Origin of the sequence: Paenibacillus sp. FSL R5-0473 (genome assembly GCF_038004565.1) — a bacterium.
GTDB lineage: Bacteria > Bacillota > Bacilli > Paenibacillales > Paenibacillaceae > Paenibacillus > Paenibacillus amylolyticus.
Map to the genome: position 1 here is coordinate 3,563,068 of NZ_JBBORL010000001.1, position 13,430 is coordinate 3,576,497.

A 13,430-nucleotide genomic window follows, 5' to 3' on the forward strand; every position below is an offset into this window, starting at 1 on the left:
GGGTTTCGCCTATTGCATTATGGCAACGGGTTTGTTTATAATAACCTATATCTTTAAAGTTACTTTTAGTTACTTAATGATTTTAATAAATCTGTTGTTATAAAGTAAATAAAGCGTCACCATTATAATGCAAGGGACTTATGCACATGAATCAGTATACACAATCACAACTCAAAACGGATGTTTGCATCGTGGGCGCTGGACCTGGCGGTGCTTTGCTTTCTTATTTACTGAATCAAAAAGGAATCTCCACGATGCTCATTGAGCGGCAGCCCCACCTGCACAAGTCGTTTCGCGGGGAGTTGCTTAATGTGGATGGCGAAGCCATTTTGAATAAACACGCCCTCTATTCCCTCATTCAGGAACGAGGAGCGCTGCTCTTGGAACAGATTCAGTATTGGGAAAATGGGCAGATTATTCATACGGTATCACCGGGCAATGGAGAATCTCATGTTGGTATTCATGTACCCCAAGATCATCTCCTGGAAGCCATCGTGTCGCATGCTCAGCAGCACAATTCGAACGAACAAGTACTATTCAATACGATTATGACCGGTTTGTTACGAGACAAGAACGGCCAGGTCGTGGGTATTAACATTCGGCAGAAGGGTGTTCCTGCCTCCATTGAAGCATCTGTAATTGTGGGTGCTGATGGCAGATACTCTGCTGTACGCAAACATTCCGGTATGACCCCGGAGATTCGTAAGCATGGGTATGATCTGCTCTGGGCACGCATTCCGGCACCCGTAGGTTGGGAACCCGCTGTTCGAATGGCCAGCATGGATGGTCAACAGCTCGCACTGTTCTCACAGTTCGGCGGTTATGTTCAGATTGGATGGAACATTCCCGAAGGAGCTTACTCCAAGCTGCGAGAGCAGCCGATTGCTCCTTTTGTAGATAAACTTGTATCTGCTTTTCCTTGCCTGTCTGATTCTGTAGCTGCCAACATTCAGAGCTGGAGTGATTTTGTTCTGTTATCTGTCGAAAGCAGCTATTGCCCGTCGTGGGCACAGGACAATGTTGTACTCATCGGTGATGCCGCTCATACCATGACACCAACCGGTGCGTTTGGACTTAATGCGGCGCTCGAAGATGCGGATGTGCTCTCCCAATTACTTGTCCAAATGGCTGCAGATCAATTCAGTTCCACTGCACAACTTCAGGAACTTCAGACGATTCGCGGTGCAAAGGTACAGCAGCAACTTGCACGACAAGTGGAGATGGAATCCTCTTTCCAACAGCGGTATGAATCCTTTCTCTAAACCCAGTTAATACAGATAAAATGCCTATATACCCAAACAGCCGATCACTTCCTCATAGAGAAGAATCGGCTGTTTGGTTTGTTGGTTTATCTTTTTTATGTAATTCCGTATCCTTCTTCATTTTCGTTTGCGTGGAGCAAACGTGTCTTCTCTGGGTGCTTCTTGTACAGTATCAACGTCCTTCGGATAGGATGAGATGTTATCTTTTTCATATACTGCTTTCTCCAGATTGCTTAAGCGGCGCAATACTTGTTTGCTTTTATGAACGATATATACAATACCAATAATCAGCAGGATCAACATCAGAATGAATATAACCATCCCCGGGTAAAAGACAAATGACATGAATCCACCTCCTTTGAAAACGATTTCTCTATATCATTCTAACCTTAATGATTCAAGATGTGAACCCGATTGGAAGTTTCGCTTGTGGAATAAGGGCAAAATCACCTGACACGACGACATGAACTCCCCCTGTTGCAAAAGTAAAAAAGGTGGCATCCCTGATCAGGATGACCACCTTGAACCTCGAATAAGATTCGAAGTCTGTTATTAATATTTTATCCTTCTCTGCCGTTCATGGCACTGACCCGAAGTTCTGTCAAAGGCAGAGAAGAATGCTCCGGATGACGAAGTCTTACCGTCCGGCTCTCACCGGGGAGCAGATCGAAATAATTGTCACTGAATCGTACACGCCCAAGGGGAAGCTCCAGCTTCACCAATCGTGCAATCGCACCACTGGCCGTAACCGTAACAGACTGCTCCTCCTCGTTCACATGTACGCTCAATTGCGACTCAGGCAACGTCACATCCCTAGGATCACGCAAGAAGTACCGATTAATCGGCGCCGCGAACCCTTCGGATACCAGCTCAACCATTACTTCCTCCGCACGTCTGCCCTGTAACACCTCTACTTCAGTTAATTCAGCAATACACCGTGAGGATTGGGATGTTACTTCAACAGCATGTGAGCTGGAGTAGATCTTCTCTCCATTCAATGCATAGACATTGAGTCGAAGCTCCCCTTTCAAGACTTCACGTGTATCGTTCACAACCCACAACACAAGCGGCTCACATGGCTCATGCTCCAGTGACAACAGAACAGGATGAAAGAATATTTTCCCATAATAAAAGGATGCCTTCGGCAGCAGTTCATAATCAATCATGGACCAGCTTGTTCCTGGCCAACTATCGTTCAATTGCCATACAAGCGCTCCGCTGTTGCGGTGATTGATGCGCCGGAAATGTTCAATTCCATATCGTAACCCTTCTGCTTGAGTAAGCATGGAGTAGTTCATATACTCTTCTATATCTTGCGGAATCCCTGTGTAACCCTCCATCAGCAAAATACCTTTCTGGTGGTTGGTATCTTTGTTACGATAGGCCATCTCCGGACTGCCCCAGTAAAACTGCCCTGCGGGCATATTTTTCTCCAGTGTGTAACGATTGGCCGAGGCATGCATACCAAATTCACTGCTGAACAACGCATGATCCTTTTTATAATTTTTGAACGTTACACCTTCAATACTGTAGTCCAGCAGTGGTGGCTCTCCATGCTTCCTTGGATAGACCGAACCATGCCATACCTGCCAGTTGTGGCGATCCCCCACATCCGGGTCATTCGCATCCTGACCGTTGCTGTCTCCGAACGGCGAAGAAGGCCAGTACGGACGAGACAGATCCAATCGCTCTAGCACTTCAGGGATTAGCTCATGATAGATCTGTTCACCGTAGAACGGGCTGGTAATATCTCCACTTGCAGACTTCATATCATAGAGCCAATCTATTTCATTATTCCCACACCAGAGGGCAAGCGAGGCACGGTTACGCAGACGTAAGACATTGTTTTCTACCTCTTGCCGTACATTATCCATGAAATCACGATTGAAATCCGGGAACAGTGCATTCGCGAATGCAAAATCCTGCCACACCAACACCCCTTGCCGATCACACTCATCGTAGAAGACATCCTTCTCATATATACCACCAGCCCAGACACGCAGCATGTTCATATGCCCTTCCACCGACAGCTCGACAAGCTCACGATACCGAGAGTTCGGGATGGCGCCAATCAGATGATCAGCCGGAATCCAGTTGGCTCCCTTGGCGTAGATCTTGACTCCGTTCAGGATAAAAGCAAACGCATCTTCACCCCGTTCATTGTGAAGAGCCAGCTCAATCGTTCGTAACCCATAAGGCTCGTTATAACGATCCACTTCAACGCCATTTGCGAATAATGTAACCTCCAGCGTATACAGATAAGGTTCACCCAGATCATGAGTCCACCATAACTGAGGTGACGTAACGTTTAATGTGGTATCTGCTATACCACCCTCTACGGGTAGTTCAGTGACACTTGCCACCTCGTGTCCACTGCGATCCAACAGACGAACATTACAGGTCGCAACCACAGCCTGCTCACGTTTCTGTCTGCTACGGTAAGACAAGACCGACTTCACATCCGCTGTGACATGTAAGACTGCCAACTCTGAACTGACTGATTCCGTACGAGCATACACATTTTCCAGCTTGGCGATTGTTCGTTTTTCCAGCCTTACCGCACCCCAGATCCCCACCGTAACCATGCGTGGACCCCAGTCCCAGCCAAAATTCATCGCTGCTTTTCGCAACCATGGCCGTTCCTTCGTATACGAGGACCAGTCAAAGGTTTCTTTGTCCCGGTGATGCAGGTGAAGCGGATCAAACTTGACAGCAATCGCATTCCAGCCGCTGCGTACCAGAGACGTTACATTAAACGTATGTGACATAAGCATATTGGCCGTTTTCCCGACCTCATGGCCGTTGACATATACCGTTGCAAACGTATCCAATCCTTCGAACACTAATTCAAAGTGCTCCTCTGTCTCTGCATCGCTCACCAGATTGAAGGTTGTGCGGTACCACCATTCCTTTTGCTCAATCCAGCGACTTTTGGCATCATTATGTCCGTAATAGGGCGGATCAATGATACTGCGCTCAACCAGTGCAGCATGTACATCGCCAGGCACTTCAGCCCCAATCCAGAAACGGTCATCCAGCGCAGCTGCTGCCACATCCATTGCCCGCTTCTCTCCAACTTCAAAATGTTGTATCTTCCATTGTCCCGATAAATCCTGACTTGAACTATAGGTCTTCATCAGTATGCCCTCACTCTCCAATAACCCTGAGTAATACTATATCGAAAACGTTTGCAGAAAGGTAAAACATGTTTCCTAATCTGCTCATTTCTAACTTCCCGAAGGCTTGAACAACAACGCCTCTTCGCGATACTCACTCGGGGTCTTGCCCGTATGTTTTTTGAACAGTCTGCTAAAATATTTCACGTCCTCGTAGCCGCTGATTGCAGCGACTTCACTGACCTTCGCTGGAGACACCGCCAGCATATCCATCGCTCTTCGTATACGCATATCGGTGACAAAATCTCCGAAGGTCACACCCATTTCTTTTTTAAACAGCTCACTGAGGTGACCCGGATGCAAATGAACATGTCCAGCTACCTGCTGCAGATTAATATCCTGCGCCAATGATGATTCAATATAACCGATAGCCTTCTGCACATGGGCAGCCTGTCCCTGGCCCATTCGGCTATGATAGACATGCATCAGACCATACAGATGATGGAACAGCATATCCCCGAGCTCCACAGCTTCGGCATCCGGTTCCGGCAACCAGGGCTCGAGCCTTGCGGGTTCTTCACGCCCTGTGGCTCGCATTGTGCGAGTCAGCCAGCGATGACCTGCAATAACGGCCGAGTGTAGACAAGCACTGAACGATTCTGGTGTGACCTCCGGTTCTGTAATCAGATTAGCCACAAGTTCCCGCGTCCATGTCGTTAACGTGACTGAATCATTATCCAGCAATATTGTACCAAGTCTGGTCTCCTCTTCGTGCGTAAGTACAGTTTTACCACCTTGGCGATCCTGAACGTGCTCATAATGCCATACTTTATAATCCATCAAACCCCGATATCGGAAGGCAGCTGAAGCAGTTCTATAGCTTTCGTGCAGATCTGCATATCCACGCATAGGCAGACCTACCGCTGCGCGCAGGGTGCACTTCAGTAATTGCTCCACCCGACGTAATGCACTCTCCAGCCTGAACGTAGTTTCATGTTCCACAGGCGGCCATGAAACTACACAGATAATTTGCTGTTTCTCTACATGAGCAATGGCACCAGGTAACATATCCTCCAGGGTATTCTGCACCGCAAATCGTAATAGCGCATCCGAGGATTGATCCCACCCCTCTGCTCGAAGAATAATGACTTGTCTGAGAATCTGTTCATCATCAAGGCCAACAACCCCTGCCTCTTTTCCAGCATCAGATCGCAAAAATGAAGGGAAATGGCCCGAAGCGGTGTCACCATCAATGATCCATCCAGCAAATAACCGCTCTCGATTCTCCCGCATAAGCTGGCCCTCTCGGGACTTCTCTGCCCAACGTTCCGTGATTCGCTGTTTGGCCTGTAATACGGTTTTGATGATCTCTTCCGGCTTGCTTGTTTTGAGCAGATAATCTGTAACACCTTGGCGAATCGCCTGTTGGGCATAAGAAAAGTCATCGTATCCAGACAAAATAATGACCTCCAGCTCAGGTAGTAATCGCAGGCCCTCTTCTGCCAGTTCCAGCCCTGATCTGCCTGTCATCCGAATATCCGTCATCAGGATATTCGGACGTTCCTCAGCCATGCGTGTTAACGCCTCCTCTGCCGAGGCAGCAGGTTGAAGAAGTTCAATTCCGAGTTCATGCCAAGCGATAACGCTGGCAAGCCCTGTACGGATAATCACTTCATCATCAACAATTAATAGTCTCATGGTAAACCCTCCAAGATTGGAATGGAAAACGAAATCCGGGTACCTCCCCCAACCCTGCTGTCTACTTCAAGCTGTGCATCCGCTCCATAATGGAGCAGCAGTCTCTCATTCACATTGCAGAGCCCATAACCGCCTTGGTTCAGCTGTTTTTCCGGCTGTTTTCCCTTCCATTCCCTAATGCTTATCCTTAATTGCTCCAGTCTGTCCGGCTCCATGCCTACACCATCATCCAGCACCAGCACATTTATCTGTTCATTATCCGGGTCCTTGCGAATCATTATGGTGATGGTACCCACGCCTGCTTTGGGCTGAATGCCATGAATCATGGCGTTCTCAACAAGCGGTTGCAGCAATAGCTTCAGCATCATTCGCTTCTCAAGTGCTGGATCTACGATATAATGCAACACAAATTGATCAGGGAAACGAATCGACTGCACACGCACATAATGGCGAATATGAGCAATTTCCTGTTCCACAGGGCAGTAATCCTGACCATTATTCAAGCTGATACGTAGAAAATCACTCAGGCCCTCAACCATATCCGCAATTCTCTTCTCTTCAGACATTAATGCAATCCAGTGAATGGAAGAGAGCGTGTTATAGAGAAAGTGCGGGTTAATCTGCGCCTGAAGCACTCGAAGATCTGCCTCTTTTTTGCGAGCTTCACCTCGAATAACCTCTTCCTTCAATAACTGAATATGTGCACCGAGCAGATTGTAACTCTCCCCAAGCCTGCCAATCTCGTCATCACTTTCAGACCGGAACAGCGGAAGAGGACGCTCCGGATCAATTCGGGACAGATGTCTGGTAAGCACACGAAGCGGCCTCGTCACACGCCGCACCGTAAACCAGACCAAGGCAGCACTTATCGCAGCAGACATGGCAACGGCGCAACCGGTCAGAATAAGAATGTACCGATTCTCGGACTTGTACTGGTCGTAAGGGACTGTTCCAACCAACGTCCACCCCGTCAATTCTTCCGGATAATAGAGCAATGTCCGTTTATCTTCACCACTGCCATATGTGGTTGTTCCGCTACCGCCATCCTGAATTAACGTTGTGACACCTTGTTCAGCCTGCTCCAGTTTAAGTCCAAGCCGGGATTTGTCCATCGAAGACAGAATCTCTCCAGAACTGCCGATGAGCTCCAGTCTGCCTTGCCCTCTGCCTAATCCCAGAGCGGCCCATCCTTTGGATATGGCCTTCTCATCCAGACTAATGGCTAACCAGCCGATCGGTCGATAATCATGGATACTGCGAATCGGCCGAACCAATGTGATCACATTTTGAATACCCGCGTAATTCTGCACCGGGTATACCCCCGTCCATTGTTTGACTGCTTCACCGCTTGGAACAGAGGGATACGAAAGGTTGGATTCATTGGATTCATACCAGGTAGCGGTTGACAATGTGGCATCGAATCGGCTTGGATATATGGCGATGTTCGCAATATATTTCTTGGAAGCCGCCAGATTGGTCATCCTTCCCAGGATATCCACCCGGTCCAGCTCATGATCTTCATTGTGGCTAAGATACTGCTGGATGTCCCGTTCTCCAATCAGGAAAATGGAGAGATTCTCGGCATCCTGCAACATATAACGAAGATTTGCTTCCACCTGTTTCAGCGTATCCATGCCGGACAGTTTTGTTTTTTGCTCTGTAATGCGGGAAGAGATCAGAAAGGCGAACAGACCCAACGCCAGCAATGGCACAATCATTGAAGCCGTCACGACGACCGATAGCTTCCTTTGTAACGAAGATGTGAGCCAGCGTGCCAAACGTTTCTCCTCCTCTGGATGCGCTTTCGCTTATCCTTTGACAGCTCCGGCTGTCATGCCTTTCATAACTTGTTCCTGGAATACGAGATACAAGATAATGGTTGGAATAACCGACAGGGTCATGGCAGCAAGCGTTAATCCGTAATCCGTCTGATATCCATCCGCAAAGTTCGCAATGGCCAGCGGTAACGTTTTCAATCCGGTTTTGTTGATGAATACAAGCGCAAAAGAAAAGTCATTCCACGCATGCAAGAAACTCAGGATCGTAACCGTAGACAACGCAGGTACGGACATGGGTAACATGATCCGGGTAAACAGCCCCCAAAGTCCTGTTCCATCAATGAAAGCTGCCTCTTCAATATCACGTGGAACACTTGTCAGATAAGCAGTAAGCACAAAAATAGCCGTAGGCAATGCAAAAGCCGTATAAGGTAATATTAAGGCCCAGTACGTATTTAGCAAGGACATCTGTTTCATTAAAATAAATAAGGGGACAAGCGTACTATGGATCGGAATGAGCATACCAACAACAAAGAAGGTCATGATCAACCCTTTCCAGCGAAACTGGAAACGAGCCAGGATGAATGAAGCCAGCGCTGCAATAAACAGCGTCAGAATAAGTGATCCCACCGATACAATTAGTGAATTGCCAAAAGCGGTTCCCAGCCTGGAGCTTTCCCATGCATTGCTGAAATTGGCAACATTCCAGTTTTCCGGCAGACCAAAGGGCCTGCTATAGAAATCTTCATTTGTTTTGAATGCACTAATCACGAGCCAGTAGAACGGATACAATGTTAAAATACCATAGACCGTTAGCAGCGTCCAAACAATTCCGCTACGTAGACGGCGAATCGGATGGCCCGAGCTGCTTTGTGGTGATGGCATGGATACAGGTGTCACGCGCATGATAACTCCTCCTCTCTATTGATTCTCTTTTCGTTTGCGACTAGTTAGCCACTGGCTTGTTCCGATCAGCAGCAGGGAGATCAGTACGATGGTTGTGGAGATCGCACTACCAAAACCATATCGGTATGTTGTAAAGGTTGAATTGTACATATACGTTGCAAGCAGTTCCGTCGCATGTGCCGGACCACCCTTGGTCATGATGTAGACCAGATCAAATGATTTCAGACTACCCGAAATACATAGAATGATCGCTACCTGAACCGTACCCCAGATTATGGGCAAAGAGACCGATACCAGTTTCCGGATTCCTGAAGCACCGTCTATTTTGGCAGCATCATGAATCTCGCCTGGAATATTCTGTAGTGCCGAGATGAAGATAATCAGATACAACCCGACAAAGCTCCAGAGCAGCGGCGGTACCAATGAGAAAATGGCAATCTTGTCATCGGAAAGCCATTGCAGCTTCCAACTTTCCAGCCCCAGAGCGTCCAGCAGAAAGTTCAATATCCCGATCTGCGGATGATAGATATACTGCCAGATCATACCGATAACGACAGTGGATAACACCATCGGCAGAAATACGGCTGAGCGCAGAAACCGCTGTAATGGATTGCTTTTGTGTAATATGACCGCCAACATCAACGCTAACGGAATTTGTCCAAACACCGATGCCAACACAAAAATAACGTTATTTTTCAGTGCCCGCCAAAATACAGGATCATGCCAGATCTCCACGTAATTATCCATACCAATATATTTGGATGCGCCGATGCCGGACCAGTTGAAGAAACCGTAGTATGCCGACCACACGACCGGTACAAATACAAACAATGCATAAATGATGACTGCCGGGGCCAACCCCAGCATAATAAAACGCCGACTGCGCAGTGCGTTCATCTGTTCACTTCCCTTCGATAAATGCCTTTACCAACTTGCAACTGACTATCCCATTCATACTTAAAACCCCTCCCCTGCCGGGAAGGGGTTTTAACGAATGGTTACTGACTAACTGCATTGGCTTGAGCTGCCTGAATTTTGGCTGCAATGTCTTCAGCCTTGCCGCCCATTAGCAACTCTTGCAATGCATTATTAATAACCTCAACCGTTGCCGATCCCAGCTTGGAATCGTATACTGGCGTGATCTTCACTTCTTGCATCAGATCATATAATTCAACGAACAATGGATGTGCTTTGGTTTTGTCCAGATCAATCTTGTAACTCACCAATGTGCTGCTATCCAATGTGGCCTTCTGACCATCAGGTCCTGCCAGCGCGTAGAACAGCTCCATCGCTGCCTCTTTTTGTGCACCGCTCAGCTTTTTACTTACACCCAACCCGGTTCCTACTACACCGGATGTTGTTCTTGGTTCACCCTGACCTCCGTCCACTGGAGGAAGAATCGTAATATGTGTGTTGTTCAACACCTCTTCAGGTGCATTGTTCACCAGATTTGCCAAGGCCCATCCGCCGTTCATGACCATCGCTGCCTTACCTTGGAAATAAAGCTGCATCATCTGTGTCTCATCGATACTGTTGAATCCATCTTGGAATGCTTTGGTGTTGCCAAGCTCCTGCATCTTGTTCAAGGCTTCAATAAATTGTGGATCGGTAAAGCTTGCACCCTCTTGTGCTGTCGCTTTCAGGAACCAGTCCGTACCGGTAATCCGATCAGCCAGTGTACTGAATATCGTTGATTGAGCTACCCAGTTGGCCTTGTTGCCAAGTGCCATGGGAATGACTTTATTTTGATTAAAAGTAGCAATCGCCTGCTCCAATTCCGTCCAAGTTTCAGGCACTTTTACGTTGTACTGCTTGAAAAGAGCTTCATTGTAATAGATGAAGGAACTCGGCGCCAGATTCATGGGCACGGAGTAGATGTTCCCGTCTACGGTGTATCCGTCCAGTGCATTCGGGATAAAGTTATCTTTCCACTCCGGCTTTGCGTCCAGCTCTGCATTAATGGGCTGTAACAGATCCCCTTTGACAAATTCCTTCGTCATGGCATCCGGCCACATCACGAACAGGTCTGGCATCTCGTTAGCAGCTGCCACCGTACGAAGCCGGGTTTTGAGACCATCTGTTGGCAGGCCTTCATCCACAACTTCAATATCTGGATGCGCCGCGCGAAAATCTTCAATTATTTTGCGCATCGCAACCGCCTTTGCGTCCTGTCCGGTCCAGTTGTGCCAGAGTGTGACGGTTACTTTGTCGTTGCCGCTGCCTCCTTCTGAAGTGTCCCCGCCAGCACAGCCAGCCAGAATAATGGAGAACAATGTTATTGCCAGGAAACCTGAAAGCCATTTTTTCAACATCTCTATAATCCCCCTCGGCGATTTGAATACACTTATTGTAAATGTTAACGCTATCATACCGTAAGGTGACGATCCACGGATGCAGGGGTGAAAAATATCGGTTCCCCTGTTTGGAATTTACTTTGCTGGCTTATTGTTCATAACAACTAAAAAGAGCCCTCACAATGAGAGCTCTTTCTTGTTGCAGCCGTTGGCTGCTTCACCCCAGGCTATATATAATGAATAAGTGCTAAATCGTATTAAATATGGATTGCGTATTATTGGATACTGTTTTTCACCAGTTCTGCAAAAGCTTCGGACCCTTGCGTAGTGAGATGTACGCCATCTTTTTCAAAATATTCGTCATGTCCCTCACTTGCACTGTTCCAGTCAATCAACGAGACATTGCTGTATTTGGATGCTGCCTCATTCAACGCCCTGTTCACCGTTCGTTCCCACGGACGAGGTACGCGCACAGTAACCAGATATACCCGATCCTCATCTTTCAGATAATCAAGCACAGCATTCAAGTTTTTGGAGTTAAAGGAACCATTCGTCCCGAGCTCCAGCACCACTTTGCTGCCCATTTGGTTGTTTTGCTTCAGACCTTCCAATACATCGCCTGCCTGCCACATCTGACGACCAACATGTCCGTCCACATACACTCCCGATATACTTTGCTCCAGATACGGTTTTGCATCCAAAATCACCGAATCTCCAATAACGGTATAATGAACCTTTCCATCCTCGGCAGGAGGAGCCGTTTCTTCATTGTCCTGAGATGAATCAGGTGCATCATCCGCATGATCCGTATCATCGGATTGATTCGCTCCAGCGTCATCTGGTGTATCATTCTCGTTAGTCACGGAGTCATCAGTCGGCTTATCTTCAGACTGACCGTCCTTGCCAGCATTCACTGAATTGTCTTGTTCGTCAGGTTTTGAATCTGGAGCAGACTCTCCTGTTGGCTTCTCATTTTTCCCCGGATCATCTTTCGTTCCTGCTTCCGGTTTATGGGTATGAGCATCGTTCTTTTGGCCAGAGCCTGACGTTCCTGTAATAGCCGGCAACACATCCTGTCCCTGTTCCTCCGCTACGGAATTCTCTCCATTTAATGTGTTGGACATCGATACCGAATGGGAATCGGAGTTCGCTGCATGGGAGACCATCATCTGAGATACTGTATAGGACAACAGCAGAATCGTCATCAACAGACCTGCCCGCTTCCACCATACGTTACGTATACCGATTGATGACCGCCCTCTTCCCCATAATCGGGACCAAGAATCACGGAATCCATTGTCCCGAATCGGATTTTCAATATATTTAAGGGACAATGAGGCCAGTACAACCGTTGCAGCAACCTGTAAAATGATGCGTACAGGATGTGCTCCTCCCGTATCCACCGCGGGATTGGTTAAAATAATGACTGGATAATGCCACAGATATAATCCGTAGGATCGCTCTCCGATCCAGCGTAATGGCTTCGCACCAATGATACGTGCCAGGAAAGACGATGGGTGAGCCAACACCGCTACCAGCAACGTTGTTGCGATAGCCTGAAGCACCATGCCCCCTTGATACAGAAACGGATCATATTCACTGCTGTTCAGCATCATGTAGATTAACAAAGCGAGCGCAGCAAGTCCCGACACATCGAGCACAAGCCGGTTCATGCCAGACAGAGAGTTCGATAGCTTGCGACTAGGCCACACCACGGCAAGAGCAGCACCAGCAAGCAGTGCGAATGCCCGCGTGTCTGTTCCATAATATACACGGCTCGGGTCCAAATCCGGATTATACATGATGGCCATTGCGCCAGCAGATAATTCAGCTGCGACGACAATGAAAACGACCAGCCATCCCTTTCTTTTGAACACTACGATTGCCGCGATCAGTAGAAGAGGCCATATAAGATAAAATTGCTCTTCCACAGCCAGTGACCAGAAATGTCCAAACGGTGATGGAGGGCCAAAACTTTCGAAATAGGAAACGTTGTGAAAGATATACCACCAATTGCTTATGTATAATACACCCGAAACGATATCACCACGAAGCGCAGCAAGCCGGGATGGATCTGTACAAGCCAACCAGATCATCACCACTGCTGTCATGGTCAGCATGCCTGGAAGCAAACGCCTTACCCGTCTTACCCAGAAATCACCGAGTGAAATGCGTCCATGTTCCTGCCACTGTGACACGAGAATATCTGTAATTAAATATCCCGAGAGAACAAAAAATATACCTACACCGAGCAGTCCGCCCGGAATAAAATCCAAATTCAGATGATACGCGATTACCGCAAGTACAGCGATGGCTCGCAAGCCGTCAAGTCCGTTCATATGTCTCTTACGATTTAACGATTGTGACATGCATGCC

General features: G+C 47.7%; 9 protein-coding genes. 1 reads left to right on the top strand and 8 read right to left on the bottom strand.

Annotation, left to right across the window (positions count from 1 at the left end; translation table 11 throughout):
• Positions 1–146 precede the first annotated feature (146 nt).
• The gene (locus MKY28_RS15445) at positions 147–1,262 is read left to right on the top strand and encodes an FAD-dependent monooxygenase (protein WP_340936330.1); all 1,116 of its coding nucleotides are present in this window, start codon (positions 147–149) and stop codon (positions 1,260–1,262) included.
• A 117-nt stretch (positions 1,263–1,379) separates the two neighbouring features.
• Here the strand turns inward: MKY28_RS15445 and MKY28_RS15450 are convergent, their stop codons facing one another.
• The 8 genes from MKY28_RS15450 to MKY28_RS15485 all read right to left on the bottom strand — a co-directional run bounded on the left by MKY28_RS15450 (position 1,380) and on the right by MKY28_RS15485 (position 13,423).
• Complete coding sequence (locus tag MKY28_RS15450) at positions 1,380–1,607, bottom strand: hypothetical protein (RefSeq protein ID WP_036670197.1); 228 nt, start codon at positions 1,605–1,607, stop codon at positions 1,380–1,382.
• A 215-nt stretch (positions 1,608–1,822) separates the two neighbouring features.
• Complete coding sequence (locus tag MKY28_RS15455) at positions 1,823–4,399, bottom strand: beta-mannosidase (RefSeq protein ID WP_340936332.1); 2,577 nt, start codon at positions 4,397–4,399, stop codon at positions 1,823–1,825.
• Positions 4,400–4,489: 90 nt separating this feature from the next.
• Positions 4,490–6,076, bottom strand: a complete 1,587-nt coding sequence (locus tag MKY28_RS15460) for a helix-turn-helix domain-containing protein (RefSeq protein ID WP_340936333.1) — start codon at positions 6,074–6,076, stop codon at positions 4,490–4,492.
• Positions 6,073–7,854, bottom strand: coding sequence for a cache domain-containing sensor histidine kinase (locus MKY28_RS15465; protein WP_100529328.1), 1,782 nt, complete (start codon positions 7,852–7,854; stop codon positions 6,073–6,075). Before MKY28_RS15465 ends, MKY28_RS15460 begins: the two co-directional genes overlap by 4 nt.
• A gap of 30 nt (positions 7,855–7,884) precedes the next feature.
• The gene (locus MKY28_RS15470; protein ID WP_340937946.1) at positions 7,885–8,739 is read right to left on the bottom strand and encodes a carbohydrate ABC transporter permease; all 855 of its coding nucleotides are present in this window, start codon (positions 8,737–8,739) and stop codon (positions 7,885–7,887) included.
• Between the two features lie 36 nt (positions 8,740–8,775).
• A complete protein-coding gene (locus MKY28_RS15475; RefSeq protein WP_036609591.1) occupies positions 8,776–9,657 on the bottom strand; it encodes a carbohydrate ABC transporter permease in 882 nt (293 codons plus the stop codon).
• A gap of 101 nt (positions 9,658–9,758) precedes the next feature.
• Entirely contained in the window at positions 9,759–11,072 is a 1,314-nt protein-coding gene (locus tag MKY28_RS15480; protein WP_340936335.1) for an extracellular solute-binding protein, read from the bottom strand.
• A gap of 257 nt (positions 11,073–11,329) precedes the next feature.
• The gene (locus MKY28_RS15485) at positions 11,330–13,423 is read right to left on the bottom strand and encodes an acyltransferase family protein (protein ID WP_340936336.1); all 2,094 of its coding nucleotides are present in this window, start codon (positions 13,421–13,423) and stop codon (positions 11,330–11,332) included.
• Positions 13,424–13,430 lie beyond the last annotated feature (7 nt).